This is a genomic window from Natronomonas sp., assembly GCF_047616845.1.
Classification (GTDB): domain Archaea; phylum Halobacteriota; class Halobacteria; order Halobacteriales; family Haloarculaceae; genus Natronomonas.
This window is the reverse complement of sequence record NZ_JBLGBY010000019.1, coordinates 12,365-34,360: the sequence shown is the minus strand read 5'-3', so window position 1 is coordinate 34,360 and position 21,996 is coordinate 12,365. Positions and strand designations below refer to the sequence as shown.

25 protein-coding genes and 2 tRNA genes are annotated in these 21,996 nt (G+C 64.6%); 9 read left to right on the top strand and 18 right to left on the bottom strand.

The window, feature by feature from the left end; all coding sequences use genetic code 11:
• Nucleotides 1-46: 46 nt before the first annotated feature.
• Together ACI8UR_RS05880 and ACI8UR_RS05875 are read right to left on the bottom strand one after the other, a co-directional pair.
• Nucleotides 47-118 (bottom strand) — tRNA-Thr (locus ACI8UR_RS05880).
• 29 nt (nt 119-147) lie between these two features.
• Nucleotides 148-819 carry a hypothetical protein gene (locus tag ACI8UR_RS05875; protein ID WP_411715888.1) on the bottom strand — a complete coding sequence of 224 codons (672 nt, stop codon included), beginning with the start codon at nt 817-819 and terminating at the stop codon, nt 148-150.
• Nucleotides 820-878: 59 nt separating this feature from the next.
• Between ACI8UR_RS05875 and ACI8UR_RS05870 the strand changes: the two genes are divergently transcribed.
• A complete protein-coding gene (locus tag ACI8UR_RS05870) occupies nt 879-1,580 on the top strand; it encodes an enoyl-CoA hydratase/isomerase family protein (RefSeq protein ID WP_415087658.1) in 702 nt (233 codons plus the stop codon).
• 59 nt (nt 1,581-1,639) lie between these two features.
• Complete coding sequence (locus ACI8UR_RS05865) at nt 1,640-2,224, top strand: hypothetical protein (protein ID WP_415087657.1); 585 nt, start codon at nt 1,640-1,642, stop codon at nt 2,222-2,224.
• Nucleotides 2,225-2,236: 12 nt separating this feature from the next.
• On the opposite strand, the gene ACI8UR_RS05860 is transcribed toward ACI8UR_RS05865, so the two are convergent.
• On the bottom strand, nt 2,237-3,064 hold the full coding sequence (locus ACI8UR_RS05860; protein ID WP_415087656.1) for an NAD+ synthase: 828 nt from the start codon (nt 3,062-3,064) through the stop codon (nt 2,237-2,239).
• 128 nt (nt 3,065-3,192) lie between these two features.
• Here ACI8UR_RS05860 and ACI8UR_RS05855 point away from each other — a divergent pair.
• Nucleotides 3,193-3,263, top strand: a tRNA-Gly gene (locus ACI8UR_RS05855).
• 418 nt (nt 3,264-3,681) lie between these two features.
• Here ACI8UR_RS05855 and ACI8UR_RS05850 read toward each other — a convergent pair.
• The gene (locus ACI8UR_RS05850; RefSeq protein WP_415087655.1) at nt 3,682-4,230 is read right to left on the bottom strand and encodes a hypothetical protein; all 549 of its coding nucleotides are present in this window, start codon (nt 4,228-4,230) and stop codon (nt 3,682-3,684) included.
• A gap of 50 nt (nt 4,231-4,280) precedes the next feature.
• Nucleotides 4,281-5,003 (bottom strand): hypothetical protein, encoded by a 723-nt coding sequence (locus ACI8UR_RS05845; RefSeq protein WP_415087654.1) that lies wholly within the window; start codon nt 5,001-5,003, stop codon nt 4,281-4,283.
• A 79-nt stretch (nt 5,004-5,082) separates the two neighbouring features.
• Between ACI8UR_RS05845 and ACI8UR_RS05840 the strand changes: the two genes are divergently transcribed.
• Nucleotides 5,083-6,423 (top strand): arylsulfotransferase family protein, encoded by a 1,341-nt coding sequence (locus tag ACI8UR_RS05840; RefSeq protein ID WP_415087653.1) that lies wholly within the window; start codon nt 5,083-5,085, stop codon nt 6,421-6,423.
• Between the two features lie 6 nt (nt 6,424-6,429).
• Here the strand turns inward: ACI8UR_RS05840 and ACI8UR_RS05835 are convergent, their stop codons facing one another.
• The 11 genes from ACI8UR_RS05835 to ACI8UR_RS05785 form a co-directional block, all read right to left on the bottom strand.
• Nucleotides 6,430-7,332 (bottom strand): acyltransferase, encoded by a 903-nt coding sequence (locus ACI8UR_RS05835; protein WP_411715781.1) that lies wholly within the window; start codon nt 7,330-7,332, stop codon nt 6,430-6,432.
• A gap of 139 nt (nt 7,333-7,471) precedes the next feature.
• Nucleotides 7,472-8,770, bottom strand: coding sequence for a histidine--tRNA ligase (gene hisS / locus ACI8UR_RS05830; protein ID WP_411715780.1), 1,299 nt, complete (start codon nt 8,768-8,770; stop codon nt 7,472-7,474).
• 224 nt (nt 8,771-8,994) lie between these two features.
• Entirely contained in the window at nt 8,995-9,270 is a 276-nt protein-coding gene (locus ACI8UR_RS05825; protein ID WP_411715779.1) for a DUF5808 domain-containing protein, read from the bottom strand.
• Between the two features lie 49 nt (nt 9,271-9,319).
• Nucleotides 9,320-10,930 (bottom strand): bifunctional N(6)-L-threonylcarbamoyladenine synthase/serine/threonine protein kinase, encoded by a 1,611-nt coding sequence (locus tag ACI8UR_RS05820; protein ID WP_411715778.1) that lies wholly within the window; start codon nt 10,928-10,930, stop codon nt 9,320-9,322.
• 10 nt (nt 10,931-10,940) lie between these two features.
• Nucleotides 10,941-11,075, bottom strand: coding sequence for a 30S ribosomal protein S27ae (locus ACI8UR_RS05815; RefSeq protein WP_411715777.1), 135 nt, complete (start codon nt 11,073-11,075; stop codon nt 10,941-10,943).
• Nucleotides 11,076-11,402, bottom strand: a complete 327-nt coding sequence (gene rps24e / locus ACI8UR_RS05810; RefSeq protein ID WP_411715776.1) for a 30S ribosomal protein S24e — start codon at nt 11,400-11,402, stop codon at nt 11,076-11,078.
• A 102-nt stretch (nt 11,403-11,504) separates the two neighbouring features.
• Nucleotides 11,505-12,044 carry a GTP-dependent dephospho-CoA kinase family protein gene (locus ACI8UR_RS05805; protein WP_411715775.1) on the bottom strand — a complete coding sequence of 180 codons (540 nt, stop codon included), beginning with the start codon at nt 12,042-12,044 and terminating at the stop codon, nt 11,505-11,507.
• Complete coding sequence (gene spt4, locus ACI8UR_RS05800) at nt 12,045-12,242, bottom strand: transcription elongation factor subunit Spt4 (protein ID WP_411715774.1); 198 nt, start codon at nt 12,240-12,242, stop codon at nt 12,045-12,047.
• Nucleotides 12,243-12,812, bottom strand: a complete 570-nt coding sequence (locus tag ACI8UR_RS05795) for a DNA-directed RNA polymerase (RefSeq protein ID WP_411715773.1) — start codon at nt 12,810-12,812, stop codon at nt 12,243-12,245.
• Nucleotide 12,813: 1 nt separating this feature from the next.
• On the bottom strand, nt 12,814-13,194 hold the full coding sequence (locus ACI8UR_RS05790; protein WP_411715772.1) for a DUF188 domain-containing protein: 381 nt from the start codon (nt 13,192-13,194) through the stop codon (nt 12,814-12,816).
• Complete coding sequence (locus ACI8UR_RS05785; protein WP_415087652.1) at nt 13,191-14,474, bottom strand: translation initiation factor IF-2 subunit gamma; 1,284 nt, start codon at nt 14,472-14,474, stop codon at nt 13,191-13,193. Before ACI8UR_RS05785 ends, ACI8UR_RS05790 begins: the two co-directional genes overlap by 4 nt.
• 134 nt (nt 14,475-14,608) lie before the next feature.
• On the opposite strand from ACI8UR_RS05785, the gene ACI8UR_RS05780 reads away from it, so the two are divergent.
• The 4 genes from ACI8UR_RS05780 to ACI8UR_RS05765 all read left to right on the top strand — a co-directional run bounded on the left by ACI8UR_RS05780 (nt 14,609) and on the right by ACI8UR_RS05765 (nt 18,290).
• Nucleotides 14,609-15,517 (top strand): helix-turn-helix domain-containing protein, encoded by a 909-nt coding sequence (locus ACI8UR_RS05780; protein ID WP_415087651.1) that lies wholly within the window; start codon nt 14,609-14,611, stop codon nt 15,515-15,517.
• A 75-nt stretch (nt 15,518-15,592) separates the two neighbouring features.
• Complete coding sequence (locus ACI8UR_RS05775) at nt 15,593-15,886, top strand: hypothetical protein (RefSeq protein ID WP_415087650.1); 294 nt, start codon at nt 15,593-15,595, stop codon at nt 15,884-15,886.
• Nucleotides 15,887-15,923: 37 nt separating this feature from the next.
• The gene (locus tag ACI8UR_RS05770; RefSeq protein WP_415087649.1) at nt 15,924-16,898 is read left to right on the top strand and encodes a DUF5787 family protein; all 975 of its coding nucleotides are present in this window, start codon (nt 15,924-15,926) and stop codon (nt 16,896-16,898) included.
• Between the two features lie 39 nt (nt 16,899-16,937).
• Nucleotides 16,938-18,290, top strand: coding sequence for a hypothetical protein (locus tag ACI8UR_RS05765; protein ID WP_415087648.1), 1,353 nt, complete (start codon nt 16,938-16,940; stop codon nt 18,288-18,290).
• A gap of 28 nt (nt 18,291-18,318) precedes the next feature.
• On the opposite strand, the gene ACI8UR_RS05760 is transcribed toward ACI8UR_RS05765, so the two are convergent.
• Both ACI8UR_RS05760 and ACI8UR_RS05755 read right to left on the bottom strand, forming a co-directional pair.
• Nucleotides 18,319-19,143 carry an MBL fold metallo-hydrolase gene (locus tag ACI8UR_RS05760; RefSeq protein WP_411714425.1) on the bottom strand — a complete coding sequence of 275 codons (825 nt, stop codon included), beginning with the start codon at nt 19,141-19,143 and terminating at the stop codon, nt 18,319-18,321.
• On the bottom strand, nt 19,143-20,450 hold the full coding sequence (locus ACI8UR_RS05755) for an ATP-binding protein (RefSeq protein ID WP_411714424.1): 1,308 nt from the start codon (nt 20,448-20,450) through the stop codon (nt 19,143-19,145). The genes ACI8UR_RS05760 and ACI8UR_RS05755 overlap by 1 nt, the downstream gene beginning before the upstream one ends.
• 280 nt (nt 20,451-20,730) lie before the next feature.
• Between ACI8UR_RS05755 and ACI8UR_RS05750 the strand changes: the two genes are divergently transcribed.
• Nucleotides 20,731-21,885 carry a thiolase family protein gene (locus ACI8UR_RS05750; RefSeq protein ID WP_411714423.1) on the top strand — a complete coding sequence of 385 codons (1,155 nt, stop codon included), beginning with the start codon at nt 20,731-20,733 and terminating at the stop codon, nt 21,883-21,885.
• Nucleotides 21,886-21,996 lie beyond the last annotated feature (111 nt).

Below are 21,996 nucleotides of genomic sequence, written 5' to 3'. Positions count from 1 at the left end.
TCCTAAGAAGAGCGTAAAATGGGGAGAGAGGTTCTGAAGCCCGTGAAGCCTAGGCCGAGATTTGAACTCGGGGTCTCGTCCTTACCAAGGACGCGCTTTACCGCTAAGCTACCCAGGCAGGCACTCGACCGTAGCCGGGTTGAACTGTTAGTCGTTTCGATTCAGTGGCCGCCCGCTAGCGGTTGACAGGCTTGCGACGCGGTCGCGTCGGCCGTCACTGAAGAAGGCCTCTGGGGGGTCGAACCGCGAATCCGAGGGAGAGAATTCAGTCGCGATGCCGGTCGCGTCGTCGGTGCGACCGCCGGCGGCGGTGACGCCGGTCGTGACCGCGAGCTCAAGCACGTCGGTCTCGAGGTTCCCATCGAGGTCGGCCACCCGATCTGGGGTGGCGTCCTCGCGTTCGGTCTGGTCGCGGCCGAACGCCCGGACGACCTCGACGGCGTCTTCGGCGGCGTCGGTGCGTGCCAGGAGGTAGAACCCCCGTGAAACGAGCACGTCGGCAGCGAGAATCTCCATATCCGCGACGTCAGCGCTGGCGGTGTCGGCGATTCCATCGGCTCCCAGCCCGCTCCAGGGGTTCTCCTGTGCGAGGTCGCGGGTGAGACGCAGGCCGTCGTAGATGAGCTGGACGCCGGCGGCCTGTTCGGCAAGATCATCGGGAGCGTTGCCGGACACCGCGCGAGCGCTCAAAAGGGTCAACACACCGGGGACGACGGAGCCGTCCTCGACGTACTCGTCGATGGTTTCGCGAAGTGCATCCGGCACGATGTCGGCTGTCGCCTCGGACGCAGCCCGCCGAACCGCGGCGGCTTCCTCCATTGGCTCTGTGTAGGGTAGCGAAGGGCAAAGACCTTTGGAAACGGTGGCCACTTCGGGGTATGATTCATGTCGAAGACGACGGCGAGGTTCGCGTCGTGACGCTCGACCGGCCGAAGCGCCGGAACGCACTCACCCCCGAGCTGCTCGACGCGCTCGAAACCGCGGTCGTGGATGCGCCGACGCCGGTCGTCTACCTCCGCGGCGAGGGCGAAGCGTTCTGTGCGGGTGCCGACCTCTCGGTCGTCGCCAAAGTCGCCGAAAGCGGCGATGTCAAACGGTTCGTTCGTCGCGGACAGCGTGTCGCCGACAGCATCGAAACTACAGACTCGGTCGTCGTCGCCGGCATCGACGGGGCCGCCCGTGGTGGCGGGGTCGAACTCGCCTTGGCGTGCGATATTCGGCTCGCGACGCCGGGGGCGACGTTCGGCGAACCCGGCGTCACCTTCGGCCTGTTCGGCGCGTGGGGCGGCACCGTCCGACTTCCCGAAATCGTCGGGCTGGGCAACGCCCTGGATTTCTCGCTGTCCGGCCGTGTCATCGACGCCGATGAGGCGCGCCGAATCGGGCTCGTTTCCCGCGTCGTGGACGACCCCCACGACGTCGCCAAGGGGCTCACGAAAAACGACAAGCAGGCACTCGGCGTGCTGAAAGAGCGTGTGCGCGACCGCGGGGCGAAAGCCGACCAGGAGGACGCGGAAGTGGCGGCCTTCGAGAGGCTCGTGGCCGCACATGCGGAGGAGTTGGCCACCTACGGTGAGTGAGCCACCCCAGTTTTCGCACCGTAAACGTTGAACCCTTCGGTGAGTTAGGGGAGGTACGAATGCCCGAGTGTGAGTACTGTGGCGCCGCCCACAATAGCGAGGAGGCCCATCTGAAACATCTCAAATCCGAACACGCCGACGAACTCGGCCCGATAGACAAACGCCGCGTCGGCGGCACCGACCCTGACGATGGCCTCCCGACCGGCCCCATCGCCCTCGGAGTCGTTCTGCTTGCCTCTGCTGCAATCGTCGGCTACGTCGTCTTCATCGCCGGTGGCTCGGCCGACAACATCGGCGGTGCCGGCAGCGCCCACTACCACGGCACCATGGAGATGACCGTCACCGGCGACCAGATCGATTTCTCACAAGACAAATACCAGGTGCAGGACAGGCGGTTCCACTTCGAGAGTCGTGACGGCACGGAGTGGCACGCTCACGCGACCGGCGTCACCTTCGAGTACGCCATGGAATCGCTCGGATTCGACGTCTCGCTGTCGCCGAACTCCATCACTGTCGAGGGGACGACCTACACCGACGGCGAGGGATACGACGTGGTCTTCGAGATCAACGGCGAGCCGGTGACAGACCTCAGTTACGTCTTACAGGATGGCGACCACGTCCGCATCGTCGTCACCGAAGCCTGACGCGCGCGGCGCTTACAGCGGTTCCGGGGCCGGCGGCATCGACCGCTTGTGTTTGCTTTTCTCGTACAGTTCGACGACACGGTCGATTGCTTCCTCGGGAACGTCGAGCGTCCGGCCGGTCGCGGCTTTCGAGAACGGCCCGTCGACGTGGAGTGCGAGAATCGCGTCGAGTTCGTCGTAGCCGAGCCCCATCTCCTCCTCGTCGGTCTGGCCCGTCCACATCCCCGCCGTTGGCGTGCGCGTGACGAGGTCGTCGGGCACGCCAACCTCGCGGGCCAGCTGGCGCACCTGACACTTGTAGAGGTTCCCGATGGGATTGCAATCGACCGCCTGGTCGCCGTACTTGGTGAAATAGCCCGTCGCAGCCTCGGAGCGGTTGCCCGTCCCGAGGACGAGGCGGTCTTCGGCGTTCGCAACGAAGTAGTTCAACACGCCGCGCGTCCGCACGCGAACGTTGCCCAGCGCCATCCGGTCGTCGGCCGCGTGGTCGGGCGCCGCCTCGACGAAGGAGTCGACGATGGGGTTGATGTCGATGACGTCGTACTCGATGCCCAGTTCCTCGGCGACCCGTTCGGCGTCAGTCTGGTCTGCCTCAGGGTTCGATTCGCTGGGCATCAAGAGTCCGTGGAGGCCGTCCTCGCCGAGCGCCTCGACAGCCAGATAGGCGGTGAGCGTCGAATCGATGCCCCCGGACAGACCCAACACGGCACCCTCGGCGCCAGCGTCCTCGACGAGTGTCTCGATGAACCCGACGATGTGTTCGCGGCGCGCGTCGAGTTCCGCCTCGGAGAACAGCAAATCCACGTTCGTTCCTTCGAGTATCGGTGAAGCCTTCGTCATCGAGTGCCCGTTCGGCCGTTCAGGACTAATAAGCACCCGTTACCGCAGGGTTTCTGTACGCGTGTCCGGTTCCAAAGACGGCGACGAGGCGCTACGTTCAAGTGCGGCCGTCGGATAGCAACGGACGCGCGCCGTTGGTCCAGTGGTAGGACATAGCCTTCCCAAGGCTAGAGCCCGGGTTCAATTCCCGGACGGCGCATTTCTCGAACATCGTGAGAGAAATCGCCGAGAGGGAATTGCAGCCCTATCAGTCACAGCCCGGCAGCCCGCTCCTGCAGGCAGCCCGGAATGTCTGATTCTGGTTCAATTCCCGGACGGCGCACTCCCTGCGGTCGTTTGCCGTCCGACTTCCTGCTCGCTTCGCTCGCGGGAATCCCGGACGGCGCATTGCGAGGCGCGAACGTAGTGAGCGCCTCGAAAATTGCGAGCGGGGAGAGCGAGGCTTCGAGCGGAGGGAGAAGCCTCGATGCGAGCGGTGACGATGGGAACCGCGAGCGAAGCGACCCGCGAGCAAACCTCCCTGCGGTCGTTTGCCGTCCGACTTCCTGCTCGCTTCGCTCGCGGGAATCCCGGACGACGCATTTCTCGAACATCGTGAGTCGGCTGCTATCGAAGAATCACTGCCTTGAGGCAGTGTCCGGCTCGGTCTGTTGGCCCGTCGCATCCATCACGTACACCGTCAGGAACCGCGTCACCGGGTTCCAGCAGTGATACAGCCGGCGAGCGAACGCGCCCAAGGCAAGCAGGCCAGCCAGCAGGAATCCGAGGTGGTAGAGCCCGCCGATGCCGAACGCTCTGAACACAGGCGTGACGGCCGGCGCGAACCCACGATAGGCGACGACGATGGCGGCGAACCACACGAGCAGTTTCGCGCTCGCTGCGGCGTTCGAGACGACGCCTTTCGGGCCGTCGAGCACCTGTTCGACCAGTCGCTCGGCAGCGGGGGCAATACGGGCGAGCGCACCGACGACCAGAAGCGTCGCGACGGCAAGCACAAGCGCCACCGGCGAGACGGTCAACGCCGCCAACAGCCGGTCGACGCCGGGCAGTACCGCGATGAGCCCGACCAGAAGCAGGAGGCCAGCCAGCGCAAGCACTGTCCGGACGATACGGCTGACGGTGTCCGTCTCCAGGTCGGGCACGTACCGGAGTGTGTCGTCGTTCATAGCAATTTAGTTGGTAGCCATCGGTCAGATATAAGCCTCTTGGCCAGGTGTCACTCGAACGGACGGTTGCAGTCGTGCGTATCGTGGATGTCGAGCAGTTCCGTAGTCGCCTCGTGGTCGAACTTCATCGGCCGGCGCCACCACGGCCCTTTTCCGGAATCACTGGAGAGATCAGTGACGAGGCGGTTCGCGTCCGCCCCGGCGTCTCGGCTCGACAGCGGGACGGCGATGTCGTACAGCTCCGAGCCGATGCCGTCGCCGTGTAACAGCACCTCGGCATCGAAGGGGTCGCGCTTCAGGTGGGCGTTGTTCTCGAAGACGGACTGGCTGTCCGCCGAGAGGTCGTGGTACGCTTCGGGTGTCAGAGGGTCGCGGTCAAGCCGAAATCGACCGATTATGTAGGTACCCCACTCCGGTGTGATCCACTCGGCAGGGTCGTCGCCGGCCGTCGTCAGCGTCGCATAGAAGAAGACGTAATCGCCGGCTTCCAGATCGAGGAGGGGCCGGGCTTTGACGCCGTGTGGGTCACCGTAGGTGTAGTTCTCACAGCCGTGAACGCCCGCGAACGTCGGGTCGAGGTGGACGGGACGGTCAGCGATGTCTGTCACGTCCGTCCGGAGATCGAGGTCGGCGTAGGTCGGCACGTCGGCGTCCTCGCGGGTCGGCGCCGGTTCGGGAATCGGGATGTACTCGAATCGGCCGTCGTCGAAAATCGGGCCACGGAACCCGGGCTCGTTCGTGTTGGCACCGATGTTGATGGCGACACTCCGCATGCCTGCCGTTACGCGCCGGCGGACAAAAGCGGCCCGGACGAACCGTCAACGCTTTGCATACAGATTCGTATCGTCTGATATGAATCGGCGGCACCGCGTGCTTGCCCTGACCGCGATTCTGGTCTTCTCGCTGCTCGTTCTCGGGGTGTTGTTCGTGACAGCGGACACCCAGAACGGCGCGCCCGCGACCCCGAACGACGACACCGGCGGCGCCTACCCCGGTAATACGCTCATCACGGTACAGGCGTACGGCTGGTTCGGCAACCACAACGGCGAGGTGTTCATCACCGACGCGGAGGGCGAACGCGTCTGGGAGTACACACCCGAGGACGCGGCGGTGTTCGACGCCGAACTGCTCGACAACGGCAACGTAATGGTGTCGTACGGCCAGCGGATTCCGAACGCGGAGTGCCCGGAAAAGTGGCAGAACACCCCCGAAGGCAGCGACCACTGCATCAAGAACAACGTCGTCGAGATCGACCGCGATACGAAGGAGGTCGTCTGGTCGTACTCGTGGTACGACCGCTTCATGAGCTACCACGAGGTACACGACGCCGACCGCCTCGAAAACGGACAGACTGTCATCATCGACATGGGTCAACACCGGACGTTCATGGTCAACGAATCCGGCGCCGTCACCTGGGAGTGGTCGGCCATCGAGAACCTCGACAAGGGCAGTGAGTTCTGGAAGAACCACGTCAATGGCACGTCCCGAGAGAGCCACACCTACGAGGGCCCAAACCAGGACTGGACGCACATGAACGACGTCGACGAACTGGAGAACGGCAACCTCCTGATGTCCATCCGGAACTTCGACGTCCTCATCGAGGTCGATCCCGAAACCGACGACATCGTGCGGGTCATCGGCGAACCCGGCAACCGCGGCCTGATGTACGAACAGCACGACCCGAACTACCTGGATAACCACGACAACGTCATCGTCGCCGACAGCGAGAACGACCGGATCATCGAGTATAACACCACGACGATGGAGGAGGTGTGGCGCTACGAAGGCCCCAGTGCAGACGACCAGCTCAGGTGGCCACGGGATGCCGACCGCCTGCCGAACGGCAACACGCTCATCGTCGATTCCCGCGGCTTCCGGGCGCTCGAAGTCAACGAAACGGGCGAGGTCGTGTGGCGTCACGACCTCTCGGATCGCCGCGCCATCATCTACGACGCCGACCGCCTCGGCCCGGACGAGCAACTGGACGAAGAGCCCGAGAACGTCCCACCGGGTGACGACCTGAACAGCACCCGACATAGCGCCTTCAGCAGGACAATCAGCTCCATCGAAGGGTGGCTCGGGTTCATCCTGCCGCAGTGGGTCGGTATCTGGGGCGTTCTCGCCGGCACCGTCGGCACGGCCTCGATAGTCGGACTGGCCATCGAAGGAACAAGACTGTACCGCCGCGACTAACAGCGCTTACCGTCCCGGCGACTCGATATCGCGCTGGAACTCGTCGAACCGCTCGAAATCGTCCGGCAGATCGTACGGAATTTCGCGCGCCGCGCGGCCGTTCTCGTGGTCGGCGTCGACCGGCTCTGCGACGTCCTCCCACCCTGGCTTCACGCGAACGCTCTTTGCGGGCATGCCAACGGCGACGTGATGTGCGGGCACGTCGGACTGCACGACTGCACGGGAGCCAACGACCGCGTTCTCGCCGACCTTCACGCCCGCGCGAATCATCGAATCGTAGGTAAGGCGTGCATCGTCTTCGACGATGGTGTGGAAGTTCTCGACATCGGTCTGGTCGACGATGTCGTGGTCGTGGCTGTAGATGTGGACACCGTCGGAGATGGAGACGCGGTCACCGATGGTGAGTGTACCGCGGTCGTCGAGGTGCACGTCGTCGTGGACGACGACGTTGTCGCCGACGGAGATGTTGTGGCCGTAGGTGAAGGAGATGCCCTTGAAGAACCGACAGTTGTCGCCACACTCCTCGAAGAGGTGGTCGGCGAGCATCCGGCGGAATCGGAGCGCGAACTCGACGTTGTCGGCCATCGGCGTGGCGTCGAACTGCCGCCAGAGCCACTGGAGATGCTTCGAATCCTGGAAGGCGTCCTCGTCTTTCTCGGCGTAGTACTCGCTTTCGAGCGTCGCGTTACAGGGGTCATAGCCCTGGAGACGGACGCGCTCGGCGGGCGAGGCGTCGCCGCCGGCCTGCCAGCGCTCGTAGGCGTCCCGGTCGCCATGCAGGTCGACGAGTACGTCCTCGACGACGTCGCAGGTATCCTCGTCGCTCGACAGCCGACGGTCGACCTCGTCGAGGAACGCGTTGAGTCCCTCCTCGGCTTCGGCCGGCAGCGAGACGTGACGCTTCGTCATACCCACCCGCAAGGGAGCAGCCTTGTTATGGATTGTTGTTGTGGCAGACGCACACGACCGCCGTCTCGTGGATTCAGTTCGTCATCTCGACGACGAACTCAGCGCCGCGACCGGTCGAAAATTACCAGCACTCGGACGATTAGGCGTAGTCGTCGTACGTCGGCCGGCCCGACTCCGGCGGGAACTCAGCCAGCGGCACCTGCATCTGATCGCCCGAGGCCATATCCTTCAGCGTCACCGCATCGTCCTCGAGGTCTTGCTCACCGACGACGACGACCGTTTCGGCGTTGATGCCGTCCGCATAGGAGAGTTGGCTGCCGAATCCGCGGCCGGTGAGGTTCACCTCGACGACGTGGCCCAGGTCGCGGAGCTTTCGGGCGATATCGGAGGCAACCTCGCGCGTGTCGCCGACCGTCAGGACGTAGTAATCCGTCCGGAGTTCCTCCTCGGGCCAGACGCCGGCGCGTTGACACAAAAGCGAGAGCGTGGCGTGGCCGATACCGACACCGACGGCGGGCGTCGGCTGGCCGCCGAACCCCTCGATGAGGTCATCGTAGCGGCCGCCGCCGAACACCGACCGCGACACCTCGCCAGCGGTGTCGAAACACTCGAAGACGACGCCGGTGTAGTAATCGAGCCCGCGGGCCGTCTCCAGTGATACCGAGCAGAACTCTCGCGCGCCGAAGTCCTCGGTGGCATCGAGCACGGCACGCAGGTTCTCGACGGCCGCTTCGACCCGCTCGGTGTCGGCAAACTCGACGAGATCATCGAGATCATCGGTCTCGAGCACGGCGTCGAACGCCTCGGCTTCCCCGTACTCGAGGCCGGCCTCGACGAGCAGTTCGTGATACTCCGCGTCGTCGATCTTCTCGCTTTTGTCGACCGCGCGAATCGCCGCCTGTGTGTCCACGTCGCTCTCGAGCGATTCCAACAATCCCCCGAGAATGTCCCGGTGGGAGACGCGGAACTCAAAGTCCGAAGCCGAGAGCCCGAGCCCGGTCAGCACGTCGGCTGCCGCCGCGAGAATCTCGGCGTCCGCTGCCGGTTCGTCGGTGCCGAAGATGTCGACGTTCGTCTGGTAGAACTCCCGGAACCGACCCTGCTGTACCTGTTCGTACCGCCAGAACGGCCGCGTCGAGAACCACTTGATAGGTTTTGCGAGCGCCTGTTGTTTCGCGACAACCATCCGCGCGACGGTCGGCGTCAACTCCGGCGTCAAGGCGACGTTTCGACTGCCCTTGTCCTCGAAGGTGTACAACTCCTCGACGATTTCCTCGCCGGATTTGTCGGTGTACATCTCCGTTCGTTCCAGAGCGGGGGTGCCGACCTCGCGGAAGCCATACCGACGGACGCGCTCCTCGATGGTGTCGGTGACTTCCCGGCGGGCGGACATCTCGCCGGGGTAGAAATCACGGAACCCCTTCAGCCGGTCGTACATGCACGACGGTTCGGGAGGGGGTGCACTAAAAGGTGCGATTGTGTTGCGAGGCGTCAGCGGTTGGGACGGCGCGCGTCTATCCGAAAACAGCACCGCTCGCGGCTCGCTACGCTCGCCGCTCGCAGGCGAGACGCCTCCCTTCGATCTATCCGAAAACAGCACCGCTCGCGGCTCGCTACGCTCGCCGCTCGCAGGCGAGACGCCTCCCTTCGGTCGGCGTCTCGCTAGTCGTCAACAACGACTTCAACCGGCTCCTCTCCGGCCTCCGGTTCGGTCGCCTCACCGGACTGCCGCTGCTGGTAGTACAGCCCGCCGGCGACGGCCAGCACGAGCCACGACCGCCAGTTCGCGAGGTTGAGCGTGTAGCCGATACCGAACGGCTTCTCTACGAACATTCCCTCGTCGGGCTGCCAGTACGCAGACAGCATCCGTCCGAGCGACGGCCGCTCGAAGTTGTACGGGATGCCGAACAGTTCGCCGGACTGCGGCTTATCGGTCATGAACGAGCGTACGTCGGGCCGGAACTTATAGACACGCCCCTCGGAGCCATCACTGATACCGACCACGCTGTTCGATCGCCCGGAGCTGCTGGACGACGTGTTCGTCGCCAGCCTCCCGGTAGGCGTCCTCGAAAACATCCAGCAGCGTGGCGGCGTCCGCAGCTGTGCCGCCCAGCGCGCCCTCGAAAACGTGTAAATCCATCGCGTAGTCCTCGATATCGTCGGTGTAGTAGCCGAGGCCGAAATCGATGAGGTGGACGAACGACTCCGAGACCCGGACGTTCCGCGGCGTCGGGTCGCCGTGGACGAAGCCGGCCTCGTGACAGCGGGCGAGGTGTTCGCCCACCGCCCGCACCCGCTCTTTGGTCATCGCATCGCGGAGATCGGCCTCGCCGACGTACTCGAACGAGAGGCGGCCCTCCGGCGGGTCGACATCGAACACGACCGGCGTCGGCACACCGAGCCGCCGTGCCTCGCTCGTGAGTCGTGCCTCCGAACGCGTCCGTCGGCGGCGCAGTTTCGCATCCAGTTCGGGATGCCGATACGACTTCGAGAGCCGGCGTTTGTGCGCTCGATTCGACGCCTCCTCGAGGTCAACGACGGCTTCGGCGCCCTGCACGCGCTCGGCTTCGGGGGCGAATCGCCCGGACGCTGATTCGGCCTCGTCGGGACGCCACGTCACAGGCACCTCGTCGGGGCGGAAGTTCGGCCGCACGCGGGAGTCGTCGATGGCAATGGTGTCGCCGGCGTCGTACATCTTCGCGCCCAGCACGGCTATCATCCCGGCGTTGTCACGGCGGAATCGCGATTCCGGCGCATAGAAATCGGCGCCCCGTTCTTCACACATCGTTTCCAGCATCCCCCGGAGGCGGTCGTTCTGTGCGACACCGCCGCCGAGGACGAGTTCGTCGGCGCCCGTAAGCGACAGCGCGCGCTCGCTCACCTCCGCGAGCATCGCGAAAACCGTCTCCTCGAGGCCGCGACAGACGTCTTCGACCGGCGTTCCACCGTCGTAGGCCTGCTTGGCCGCCGACATGATGCCGGAAAACGAGAAGTCCATCCCCTTGACGACGTACGGGAGTTCGACGTAGTCGCCGTCCTTGGCGTGGGCTTCGACTTTCGGCCCGCCGGGATGCGTCCAGCCGACGTGCCGTGTGAACTTATCGAGAGCGTTGCCGACGCCGGTATCCATCGTCTCCCCGAGCACGCGATAGCGGCCGTCGTGATAGCCGAGGACGTGTGCGTTCGCGCCGGAGGCGTTCAGACAGATCGGCGACTCGAAGCCCGAACGGTGCCGCCCGATTTCGAGATGGGCGACCATGTGATTGACGCCGACGAGCGGCACGTCGAGCGCCCCGGCAAGCGCGCGGGCGGCCGTCGCGACGATGCGCAGACACGGGCCGAGACCGGGACCACGCGAGAAGGCAATCGCGTCAAGGGCCTCGGCAGGGTCGCCGTACTCGTTGGCGACGGTCGCGAGGGTATCCTCGACGACGGCCGGGACGGCACTGCGCATGTGTTCGGCCGCCTCGCGCGGATGAATGCCGCCGCTCTCCGGTTGGTAGGCATCTGATTCGATAGAAACAGCGTCGGCCTTGGAATCGAACACCGCTGCACTGGCACACCAGGCGGTTCCCTCGATGCCGAGAACGCGGGTCACAGCCGACGACCTACTTGAACTCGGTGTAACCGCACTTCCCGCAGTGTTTGCGGTCGCCGTAGTCGCCGAGGAACGTGTCGCCACAGCGGGGACACTGCTCTCGGTCGGTCGTGCCGTCGTCGTTGTAGAACTCGTGGCGTGCCATTTAGGCCTCCTCCGGCTCTGCCTCTTCGGCTTCCTCCGCTTCGCCTTCAGCCGTGATCTTGTTCCGTTCGAGGACGTACTCCTGTTCGATCTCCTTTGCGTCCTCGGCGCTGTCGTAAACCTTCGCGTAGCCGACGGATTTCCGCATGCCGAACTTCGTGTCCAGTTTGTGCACGACGACTTCGCTCGAGTCCTTGTTGAGTTTCGCCGCGAGGGAGTCGCGAACGGAGAGGCGGGACGGCGTCGCCTCTTCGTGAGTCAGCTGAAACCGGACATCGGTCCGGTGCAACATCGGATTCTCGTCTTCTTCGATGATTTCGACGTCCATAGTTCGTTGCCCGAATTTTCCCGTGTAGCGCGTAAAAGGATTTCGAAGCGACGGGTTCGTCCGAAACCAACGTACGTCGCTGCGGTTCGGTACCGAAACGCCTCAGGCGCCGAGAATAGCCGCCAACCGGGCGTAGTCGCCGTCCATCCGCTCCAGTAGGTCTCGACACCGGGCGCGAACGTCCTCATCGACCGGTGCCAGCACCATTCCCTCGTCGGGCTGACCGTAGACGATTGCGGCGTCATCGGGCGCCGCAAGCGCCGCCGGCAGCGCAGCGAGGTCTTCCTCACCTTCGACGGTGATGACGAGCGTTCCAGGGTGGTCGATTGCCTCGGCGAGCGCTTCCAGCAGTTCGTCGGTCAGCGTCGCGGGCGGATTCTCGACCTGAATCTGGTGGTCGAAGCCGTCGATGGCGTCGAGCACTTCTCGGCCAACACGTTCGCGTTTGGTCTTGCCGTCGACCAACGCGACATCGGGGCGTCGGTTCGCCTGCAAAAGGTGGTAGGTGACCATATCGCCGACGGCAATGATGGGGTCGCCCGCATCGCGAAGCAGGGTCTCCGTATCGGTGTAGATCTCGCCGAGCGGGGTCTTGAGTTCGCCGCGTAAATCCTCGGGGAGTTCGACGACGGCCTCAGACATCTATCGAACCTTCAGCGCGTAGCTTCCGGGTTCGGCGACTTCCATCTCCGCTGCGATTTCGCTCTGTTCGGGGTGGGCGATGACGACGTAGCCCGCCCAATCCTCCGTCAGCGAGTTCGACCCGCAAGCGGGGCACTGTTCGCCCTGCTTGACGTCGAGCACGCGGTGGCAGTCACGGCAGACGAGTCGGTCGGCCATCTAATCACCCGCCTGCGCCTCGCGGCGCTGTCGTTCCTCTTCGAGCCAGCCGTGCTTACCGAGACCCGGCTGTTTGGCCGTGAGGCCGATCTTCGAGTCGCGGGGGTTCCGCTCGTCGATGCTCTTCGTGACGATGCGGGCCCGGACGGAGTCGCCAACGCTCAGCACGCGGTTCGAATCGCGGGAGGCCAGCTGCTGGTTCTCCTCGTCGTACGCCAGATACTCGTCAGAGATCTGGGAGACGTGCAGCAGGCCGTCGACGGGGCCGATGCCGACGAAGGCACCGAAATTGACGACCTCGACGACCTCGCCGTCGACGACTTCCTGCATCTTCGGGTCGAACGTGACGGCGTCGAACTCCGCCTCGTAGTAGACGCCCGGCCGGTTCGGAAGCACGGCGCCGTCGCCGATATCGTGCACCTCCGTCACCGAGACGACGCTACCCACGTTTTCGTCCATCTGTCCTTCGAGTTTATCCTGGAGCAGCCGTTTGACCAACTGCGGCGACACATCTGCGAGATGCTTCGGAGGCACCTCGACCGTGTCCTTGAGTCGTACCCGTTTGTACATGCTATGGTTCAGTAATGTCGAGTTTGTTTCGCCCGCGTAAACTAATTACGGGAACGTTCGCTTCTAACAGCCGCTGTTTGAGCGGCTTGTCGTTCGTGACCGCGTAGTCGATGTCTGCCGACTGACCGATTTCGAGCACCGCATCGTCGGCGTAGTCGGCGTCGTGCTCGACAACGTTGCACTCCCGGCGGGCCAAATCCGCGCCGACGCTGGCTGCGGTGGCCTCCTCGCCGTGGCCGCCGGCGAGAGAGTCGAGTTCTTCGACGACTGCCTGCGGCACGACGGCTTCGTAGTCGCCGAGCAGGCGGTCGAGTTCCTCGAACAGCCGGACGCCGGATTCTACCGGCATCATCAGTGCGTTCGTGTCGAGCACGAGTTTCATCCTCGCAGCGTGCCGACGCCGATGAGCCGCCAGCGGGCGCCGACGCGGCGATTGATAGCGATCTTCGCCCCTTCCTGTGCGCAGACGGGCCGTTTGAGGTTCACTTCACATTCGCCGTCGCGAGCGCTGGTGACCGCACCGACCGTCGTCGCCGTCCCGATGGTCATCATCAGCGGTTCGCCCGTGCTGATGGGCTCGATCTCCTCGGCGTCCTCTTCTCGCGGGCGTCCCCCGCTCGAACTACCAGCGGAGCGTTGCTCCGCACCGCCCACGACCCGCTCGAGCAGTTCGACGTCCATCGTGAACGCCTCGTGGGTCGGCGGGAGGCTACCCGGTGGCCCGGCGACCTGTCCCGCGAGGGCGTCGCCCTTCGTGAGGGAAGGGTCGAGTCCGGTGCCGACGCCGAGCAGTCCGCCCGGCGTCACCTCGTCGACGAACTCGCCGCCGGCCTGCAGCGACCGGATGGTCGTCTCGACGGAGTGGTACTCGGATTGGCCACCTTCCTCGATTTCGCGGCCCGGTTTGATCTCGATTTCCTTGTCGGCTTCGAGCCGCCCCTGCGTGAGCGACCCACCGATTACGCCGCCGGTGAGGTCTTCCCACGTCGTTCCGGGTCGGTTGATATCGAACGAGCGGGCGACTTGGAGCCGGGCGTCGGCCTCGGGGTCGCGCTCGGGCGTCGGAATCTCCTCCTCGATAGTCTGGATGAGGAGATCCATGTTGACGTCTTGCTGTGCGGAGGTCGGGACGATAGGTGCGCCCTCGGCGACCGTGCCCTCGATGAACTCCTGAATCTGCTCGTAGTTACGAACCGCCTGGTCGCGGTCGACGAGGTCGATCTTGTTCTGGGCGATGACGATGTTGTCGATGCCGATGATGTCAAGCGCCATCAGGTGCTCTTCGGTCTGTGCTTGCGGCACCGGCTCGTTTGCGCCGATAACGAGCACGGCGCCGTCCATGATGGAGGCGCCCGAAAGCATCGTCGCCATAAGCGTCTCGTGGCCCGGCGCGTCGACGAACGACACCGTCCGGAGATGCTCGCTCGGCGAGCCATCCGAACAGGTCTCATCGACGGTGTACCGCTCCGGATCGTCGAGGTCCGGGCATTCCCGGAACGTCGCATCGGCGTACCCAAGGCGAATGGAGATGCCACGTTTCATCTCCTCGGAGTGTTGGTCGGTCCACTCCCCGGAAAGCGCCTGTACGAGCGTCGTCTTCCCGTGGTCGACGTGGCCGACCAGTCCGATGTTCACCTCCGGTTGTCGGTGTTTCTGCGTCATTTAGTAATGACGTGAATATCCACCCGTGCGCGCTATAAAGGCTGCGTTCCACCGACGAGATATTGATTGGTCAATGATTATACAAAACCGAATTGCAGCCAAAGTATTAGCCATGCGGAGACGTTCTCACGCGCATGAGCGACGCAGAGCCACAGTCACTCCTCGAATGTGAGGAATGTCTCCGCCCCGCCGAGGCGTTCGCCGTCATCGGCAACGAGACGCGCCTCGCCATCCTCGAAGCCCTCTGGGAAGCGCCCGACCGCCCGGTATCCTTCTCGGAGCTCCGAAGCCGCGTCGGAACCCGCGACAGCGCCCAGTTCAACTACCACCTGCAGAAACTGACAGACCAGTTCGTCAAGAAGACCGACGACGGCTACGATTTTCGCGGGCCCGGCCGCGCCGTCATCCAGGCGGTGCTCTCGGGTTCGCTGAACCAGAACCCCGAACTCGACCCCTTCCCCGTCGAGGGCGAGTGTATCGATTGTGGCGCCGGCCTGCAGGCACGGTACGAGGACGAACTGCTCTGCATCGATTGCCCGGAGTGCGGTCGCCCACACACCGACTGGCAGTTCCCCCCGGGCGGCCTCGAAGACCGCTGCCGCGAGGAGGTAATCGACGCGTTCAATCAGCGGGTGCGACACCTGCTCTGTCTGTCCGCCGACGGCGTCTGTCCAGCGTGCAACGGGCGCATGGAGACGGCCGTCAGCCACGCAGACCCGGATGCCCACATCGACGTCAACGTGAAACACCGCTGTCAGCGGTGTGAGAACACGACCAGAACGACCATCGGCATCTCGCTGCTCGACGACGCCGAAGTGGTGTCGTTCTACCGCGACCACGGCATCGATCTCAACGCCGTCCCCTTCTGGACGCTTGAGTGGTGCGTCTCCGACCGCCATACCACGGTTCTCGACGACGACCCATGGCGATTCCGCGTCGATATCGATCTCGAGGACGAACGGCTCGAAGTCGTCCTCGATGAAACGCTCCAGGTCGTCGACGCGACGCGGACGTCCGCCCAACGTATCACTCCCCATACCTAAACGGATTTCAGTCCGTTCGGTTACAAAAGTGTATTTCTGCGAACATATATCCCCGAACGGCGCGTATCAATAGATATGAACCAACAGGCCAATTCGGCTGCGGGTACCGCCTCCGTTCCCCCGACTTCGGAACGCGTTTCGCTGACCGATGAGGGTGCAGTAGTCGTCACGGTGCCGGCGACCGTCGTCCGAGTGGCCGCGCTGCTCGCGCTTCTCGTGGGCCTCGCGTTCGTCGCCTCGGTCGTAATCGGCACGTCGTCGGTCGTGGGCACGTTCCCGCTGGGGCTTCTCGTCGTCCCGCTGCTCGTCGCCGCCGCGCTCGCGAGCCCGTTCGCCGCCCTCGCGCTCGTGGCGACCCGACTCGAGTAGCGCGGCGCTTTTCTTCCCCGAACCCCTCCTTCTGGCCGTGCGGGAGTACCCCTTCGAGCTGGCGATGTGTGCCGCCGTCGAGGCCGAAAGCCCCGGCATCGTCGCCCGCCAGCTCGGCAGCCACACTCGCATCGTCGACGTCGTAGAGGTACTCCCGGGCTCGGAGTTCGACGACCGGACGGCCATCACGCCCGAGTCGATTCCCGACCTTGCCATCGAAAGCGACGTCGGGGTCGGCCGAGCGCGCTACTGGAAGGACGCCTTCGGTTCCGACATCGACCCCGACCGCGCCCGCAGCGCGGTCGACCGTGCGCTCAAGATCGGCTTCTTCGAGGCCGAACGCCGCAACGGTCGGGAGTACGTCCGCCAGACCGCGCGGTATCCAGAGTGGGTCGGCGGGCTTCGCGCCTTCGAGAACAAACCCGACCTCGACCGCCCCGGTGACCTCGAACTCCAGTTGCGGAAGGACGTCTCGCTGTCGCTTTTCGACGAGGTCGTCCTCGTCACCGACTCCTACGTCACCGGCGCCCACCTGAACCGGATTCCCGACGCCGTCGGCATCCACCGCTTCGACGCCGAAACGGGCGACGTGGAAATCGTCCGCGAGCCGATACCGCTGCCGACCGACGAGCCCGGCATTGCGGTGCTTGATGAACACGTTGCCCGCGTCGATATCGAGCCCGTCACCGCAGCCGAGAAATCGCGGCTCCGGCGCCGCATCGCAGAGCGCGCCTACGGGAAGGGGTGGCGGCCCGACTCGTTCCCGGCCTGCGCGAAGGCGTCGACGCGCGGCCCCGAGTTCCGTGAGGAGGGCGCACTCCCCTACTGTGCCTGGAAAGGCCGGCTCGTCGATCCGGCGCGAGAATGCGGCCCGGATTGCGGCGGCTACGACCCCGCAGACCCGCCGCAGGCGAACCCCGAAGCCGTCCGCGCCGAGCGAAGCGCCTGGGAGCCCGACCCCGACGGTGAGCGTCGGCGACAGGCCGGCCTCGACCGATTCGGCGAGGAGTGACGCCGAAAGCTCATTAGGGTGCGCGACGGCTACCCGACAATGCGGTCGTTTCGCGCTCCGGTCGTTTCGACGCTTCTCGCACTCGTGCTCGTAGCATCGCTCACATCGACAGCTGGCGTCGGCATGGCGGCTACGGCGACGCCGACACCGTCGTCGAACCCCTGTGTCGGTACGGTGACCGACGAGCCCGATTCGCGGACGCTCGTCAGCATCCAGGGCGCACAGCTCACCGAGGACGCCTACCTGAAGCGGCCGGCCCTGCTGGCCTCGTTCGCTTCCGACGGTGAGTTCGTCTGGACGCGAAACGCCTCCGCGCAGGGCCGCTGGTGGGCCTACGACGTCGACCCACTGCCGAACGGGAACCTGCTTTTCGTCACGACCGAAGACCGTGCGACGCTGGTCGGTGAACTCGACCCGACGGAAAACGAGTACGTCTGGCTGGAACGGTTCGACGGCGCGCCGAACGACACCGAGAACCCGCTCGTCACCGACGCCCACGACGTCGACAAGGCGGGCGACGAACTGGTCATCGCCGACAAGGGCGAGGGCCACGAGCGGCTGCTCGTCTACAACCGCACCCGCGACGAGGTCGCCTGGGAGTGGCGCTTCGAGAACCACACCGACCGCTTCCCGAAACGTGGCGGTGGCCCCGAAGGCGACTGGACACACCTCAACGATGTCGACCGCGTGAACGTCAGTCAATCCGACGCGGTCGACGCCGAGGGCGAGTGGTTCATGGCGTCGGTTCGGAACTTCGATACGGTCGCGTTCGTGAACCGCTCCTCGAAGGAGGTCGAGGTGACGCTCGGCGGGGACGGGAACCACGACGTACTCCGGAGACAGCACAATCCCGACCACATGTGGGGGCCGAACGGCGAACACACCGTCCTCGTCGCCGACAGCCTGAACGACCGTGTGGTCGAATACGAGTACGACGGAAGCGAATGGGAACGCGTCTGGTCGGTCACAGGCTTCGATGAACCGCGTGATGCCGATCGCCTGCCGAACGGCAACACGCTCATCACAGACCGGATGGGCCACCGCGTCGTCGAGGTGACGCCCACTGGCGAAATCGTCTGGGGGGTGTATACGCCGTACGAACCGTACGACGCAGAACGCGGGGCTCCTAGCTCGAACGGGCCAACGATGCGCGAACACGGTATCGAGGGTCGGTACGTCGCCACCGGCGCCGCGGAGTTCGCAGAGGAGGACGTCGAGGCGTGTTCGGACGCGCTCTTCTCGTTTGCCCCCTCGAAACTCGACGTCGTCGCGGCCGACGCCGTCGACAGGGACGTCCACCGCGGGGAATCCGTCCCAGTCGTGCCGTTCGCCGTCGGGGGAGCCGTCGCGCTGCTTGTGGCGGGTGCGGCCGTTTATCGGTATCGCGGATGAGAACCGGAGGCACCAGTGTCGGCGGTGATTACAGTTCGAAGGTCACGCCATCGACGGCCATGTCGTCGTCGAAGGCATCTTCGGCGGGAATGTAATGCGAGAGATGCACGAGTCGGTAGTCGTCGGCAGCGAGGTCGTCGGCGAAGCGTCGCGCGCCCTCGATTGTCATGTGTTTCGTACCGAAGGTGCGGAAGACACCATCGCCGTCGGCGTGGTCGCCGCCGAGGGGGTGGTACTCGCAGTATTTCGCCGGGACGATGCCGTCGACGAAAAGCAGGTCGGGGTTCCGAAGCACGTCCCGTGATTGCTTGGAGACCGCGTAGTTCGTATCACCCGAAAGCGACAGTTTCGCACCCGTTTCGGGGTCTTCGATGGAGAGCCCGTAACAGACCAGCGGCGGGTGGTCGACGGGGACGAGCGTCACCTCGAAACCGCAGGCCTCGAAGGGCTCGAACGGCGACCGCTCCTCGACCGTGATGGCGTCGAGGTAGTCGTACTTGCGGGCGACCGTCTCCGCGACGCTTTCGCCGGTCTTGGGGTCGGTTTCGTCGGCAGCGTACACCGGCACGTCGTCGAGGAGCCGATAGACGTTCCCCAGGCCGTCGATGTGATCGAAGTGAATGTGCGAGATGAGCACGGCGTCCGGCAGGGTGACATCGGTGTCGAGAAACTGCTGTCGGAAGTCGGGGCTGGCGTCGATGAGCAGCGACTCCCCGGTTCGTTCATTGTGGACGTGTACCGAAAAGCGAGAGCGCTGGACGCCGCGTTCGCGGGCGGTCGTACAGGTGTCACAGTCGCAACTCGGCGTCGGCGTCCCGGTCGTGTCGCCGGTGCCAAGCAGCGTGACCTGCATCAGTGATCGTGGTCGTGGTCGGAGCCGCCCGCGACCAGCGCATCGGCGTCGCCCTCAATCATATCCATGTTCTTGAGGTTGTCCCGTTCCTCGAAGTCCTGAATCGCATCCAGGAGGTCGTCCTGGGTGAGCGTCGTCCGCTCCTCGGTGAGGGCATCGAGAACGGCCTCGCGGAGGACGAGCCGGAGGTCGCTGCCGGTTAGCCCTTCGGTCGCCTCCGCGAGCTCGTCGGGGTCGAAGTCGTCGATCTCCATCCGCCGGGTGACGATGCGAAGGATGTCCGAGCGCATGTTCCGGTCAGGCTTGGGGAAATTGACGATCTCGTCGAAGCGACGCCAGGCGGCCGCGTCGAGCTGGTCGGGGTGGTTCGTCGCCCCGATGAGGAGGACGTCGTCCTGGATCAGCGAAATCTCGTCGATGCTCTTCAGGAGCGTGTTCACGGCGCGTTTGATGGCGGCGTGTTCGTCGGAGGAACGCGTCTTCGCGACGAAGTCGAACTCGTCCATGAAGAGGATACACGGCGAGAGCCGCTTTGCGACCTCGAAGGTCTTGTCGACGTTTTTCGCCGTCTCGCCGAGATACTGACTCGTTATCATCGAGAGTTTGACCTCGACGAACGGCAGGTCGAGGTCTTGGGCGAGCGCGCGGGCGACGGAGGTCTTCCCGGTACCCGGCGGGCCGACGAAGAGGAGCTTGCCGATCTCACGGAGGCCGATCTTCGCGAGATAATCGCGGTGCTCGATGGCCTTGACGACCTTGTGAATCTCGTTTTCCTGGTCGCCGGTCAACACGAGATCCTCGAGCGTCATCTCGATCTCCTCGGGGGCGCGAACCTCGACGAGGTCGAGCATCTCCTCTTCATCCTCGTCGAACATCTCCTCAAGCAGGGAGTCGATCCAGACGCGGTCGGCGTGGATTGGGCGGTTCTGCTCGCGGGCCTGGTCGTACTCGACGTCGAACTCGTCGCCGAAGGCGTACGCGAGCGTGGGGTTGTCCTGTAGCGTCTCCGCGTCCATGCGGTCGAGGAGCCACGACTCGGCCATGTCACGGTCGGTGAACTCGATCTTGCCGGAGAAGTCGTCGCGGTCGGTGAACATCAGCCCAGAGACGGCCTCCCACGGGCGCTCGACGCCGGTCGCGGCGGCGGCGGTGCTGGTGGTCGTCGTCAGGGGGCGTTCGACTTCGCCGTCCTCCCAGAACACGCGCCGGTACCTGGGCGGCAGGTCGCGCTCGTCGAGGGATCGGTTTTCCGTGTAGATGGCCGCAGTCAGCAGAAACTCGATAACGTCGAATTCGTGGCTGCTCATTCCCAAGAACGTTACCGCGGCACCTGTATAAGCCCGTCGAACCATCGTCTACGGGCGGGTATCTGCCGGGTAGAACCGGGCGAACGAGCCCGCCAACGGGACGCTATGCGTTGGAATCGGCCGGCTCGCCGTCGACAGGAACCGAATCGCTCAGCCAGCCACTGTATAAATACCCTCGGCTGCGAGGTTAACAATATAAGCAGATGTTACTCTCAAACCTTACGGACAAAAAGCGCCCGAGTAGTAGGATTAACATAGGAGGAAGATAAACGAACCATGTATGAGTGACAACACACCTGTCGTGGTAAAAGCGTACCGAACCCCCTTCGGGAAGGAGGACGGCGTCTTCGCCGACGTCCGCTCCGAAGACCTCTCCATCCCGCTCATCAACCAGATGCTGGAGGAGACCGACCTCACCGGCGAGGACGTCGACGACCTCATGTGGGGTTGTGCTCAGCAGCGCGAAGAGCAGGGCAACAACATGGCCCGCGTCATCGCCCTGATGAGCGACCTGGGCGAGGATACGCCCGCGACGACCATCAACCGCTGGTGTGCCTCGTCCGCGCAGGCGGTCATCTCCGCGGCCGACGCCGTCCGCGCCGGTCAGCGTGACTGCGTCATCGCTGGCGGCGTCGAGTCGATGTCCCGTGTGAAGATGGGTCAGAACAACCAGGTTCACCCTGGCCTCAACGACCACCACAACATCGCCGCCCTGCAGATGGGCATGACCGCCGAGGAAGTCGCCGAGCGCTACGATGTCTCGCGCGAAGCGCAGGACGAGTACGCCGCTCGCTCCCAGCAGCGCGCCGTCGCCGCCACTGAAGAGGGCCGCTTCGACGACGAGATCATCCCCATCGAGGGCCACGACGAGGAAGGCAACGAGATCGTCGTGAAGAAGGATGAGGGCCTTCGTCCGGGCACGACCAAGGAGAAACTCGCCGGGCTGCCGACCGTCTTCAAGGCTGACGGCACCGTCACGCCGGGCAACGCCTCCCAGACGACCGACGGCGCCGCCGCGCTGATGGTCACCTCCCGTGCCTTCGCGGAGGAGCACGGCTTCGAGGAACTCGCCGAAATCGGCAACAACTCCGTCGCCGGCGTCGAGCCCGAGGTCATGGGCATCGGCCCTGTCCCGGCCTGTGAGACGCTCTTCGAGCGCTCCGGCACGTCCGCCGACGATTACGACCTCGTCGAGCTGAACGAGGCGTTCGCCTCCCAGTGTCACTACTGCCGGGAGGAGCTCGGCTTCGACGACGACATCTACAACGTCAACGGCGGCGCAATCGCCATCGGCCACCCGCTCGGTGCCACCGGCGCTCGCCTGCCCGTTACGCTCATCCACGAGATGCGCAAGCGCGACGACGCCGAACTCGGTCTCGCGACCGAATGTGTCGGCTTCGGTCAGGGCGCAGCCATCGAGTTCAAGGTCAACTAAATCGCTCTCACTTTCTTTTGACGCTTCGGCCGACAGCCGCAGCGCCGTTCGATGCGTCACAACCACGGATACCGCGGACGCCGGCAGTGTTTTCACTCAGTCCGTCGAGTA

What these genes read in the sequence shown, in the direction of transcription:
- ACI8UR_RS05795 (WP_411715773.1), bottom strand. Translation starts at nt 12,812, where the DNA reads ATGTACAAACGGGTACGACTCAAGGACACGGTCGAGGTGCCTCCGAAG.
- ACI8UR_RS05845 (WP_415087654.1), bottom strand. Translation starts at nt 5,003, where the DNA reads ATGCGGAGTGTCGCCATCAACATCGGTGCCAACACGAACGAGCCCGGG.
- ACI8UR_RS05780 (WP_415087651.1), top strand. Translation starts at nt 14,609, where the DNA reads ATGAGCGACGCAGAGCCACAGTCACTCCTCGAATGTGAGGAATGTCTC.
- hisS (WP_411715780.1), bottom strand. Translation starts at nt 8,770, where the DNA reads ATGTACGACCGGCTGAAGGGGTTCCGTGATTTCTACCCCGGCGAGATG.
- ACI8UR_RS05815 (WP_411715777.1), bottom strand. Translation starts at nt 11,075, where the DNA reads ATGGCACGCCACGAGTTCTACAACGACGACGGCACGACCGACCGAGAG.
- ACI8UR_RS05805 (WP_411715775.1), bottom strand. Translation starts at nt 12,044, where the DNA reads ATGTCTGAGGCCGTCGTCGAACTCCCCGAGGATTTACGCGGCGAACTC.
- ACI8UR_RS05875 (WP_411715888.1), bottom strand. Translation starts at nt 819, where the DNA reads ATGGAGGAAGCCGCCGCGGTTCGGCGGGCTGCGTCCGAGGCGACAGCC.
- ACI8UR_RS05865 (WP_415087657.1), top strand. Translation starts at nt 1,640, where the DNA reads ATGCCCGAGTGTGAGTACTGTGGCGCCGCCCACAATAGCGAGGAGGCC.
- ACI8UR_RS05825 (WP_411715779.1), bottom strand. Translation starts at nt 9,270, where the DNA reads ATGACCGATAAGCCGCAGTCCGGCGAACTGTTCGGCATCCCGTACAAC.
- ACI8UR_RS05840 (WP_415087653.1), top strand. Translation starts at nt 5,083, where the DNA reads ATGAATCGGCGGCACCGCGTGCTTGCCCTGACCGCGATTCTGGTCTTC.
- ACI8UR_RS05790 (WP_411715772.1), bottom strand. Translation starts at nt 13,194, where the DNA reads ATGAAACTCGTGCTCGACACGAACGCACTGATGATGCCGGTAGAATCC.
- ACI8UR_RS05860 (WP_415087656.1), bottom strand. Translation starts at nt 3,064, where the DNA reads ATGACGAAGGCTTCACCGATACTCGAAGGAACGAACGTGGATTTGCTG.
- ACI8UR_RS05785 (WP_415087652.1), bottom strand. Translation starts at nt 14,474, where the DNA reads ATGACGCAGAAACACCGACAACCGGAGGTGAACATCGGACTGGTCGGC.
- ACI8UR_RS05750 (WP_411714423.1), top strand. Translation starts at nt 20,731, where the DNA reads ATGAGTGACAACACACCTGTCGTGGTAAAAGCGTACCGAACCCCCTTC.
- ACI8UR_RS05760 (WP_411714425.1), bottom strand. Translation starts at nt 19,143, where the DNA reads ATGCAGGTCACGCTGCTTGGCACCGGCGACACGACCGGGACGCCGACG.
- ACI8UR_RS05765 (WP_415087648.1), top strand. Translation starts at nt 16,938, where the DNA reads ATGCGGTCGTTTCGCGCTCCGGTCGTTTCGACGCTTCTCGCACTCGTG.
- spt4 (WP_411715774.1), bottom strand. Translation starts at nt 12,242, where the DNA reads ATGGCCGACCGACTCGTCTGCCGTGACTGCCACCGCGTGCTCGACGTC.
- ACI8UR_RS05850 (WP_415087655.1), bottom strand. Translation starts at nt 4,230, where the DNA reads ATGAACGACGACACACTCCGGTACGTGCCCGACCTGGAGACGGACACC.
- rps24e (WP_411715776.1), bottom strand. Translation starts at nt 11,402, where the DNA reads ATGGACGTCGAAATCATCGAAGAAGACGAGAATCCGATGTTGCACCGG.
- ACI8UR_RS05775 (WP_415087650.1), top strand. Translation starts at nt 15,593, where the DNA reads ATGAACCAACAGGCCAATTCGGCTGCGGGTACCGCCTCCGTTCCCCCG.
- ACI8UR_RS05870 (WP_415087658.1), top strand. Translation starts at nt 879, where the DNA reads ATGATTCATGTCGAAGACGACGGCGAGGTTCGCGTCGTGACGCTCGAC.
- ACI8UR_RS05835 (WP_411715781.1), bottom strand. Translation starts at nt 7,332, where the DNA reads ATGACGAAGCGTCACGTCTCGCTGCCGGCCGAAGCCGAGGAGGGACTC.
- ACI8UR_RS05755 (WP_411714424.1), bottom strand. Translation starts at nt 20,450, where the DNA reads ATGAGCAGCCACGAATTCGACGTTATCGAGTTTCTGCTGACTGCGGCC.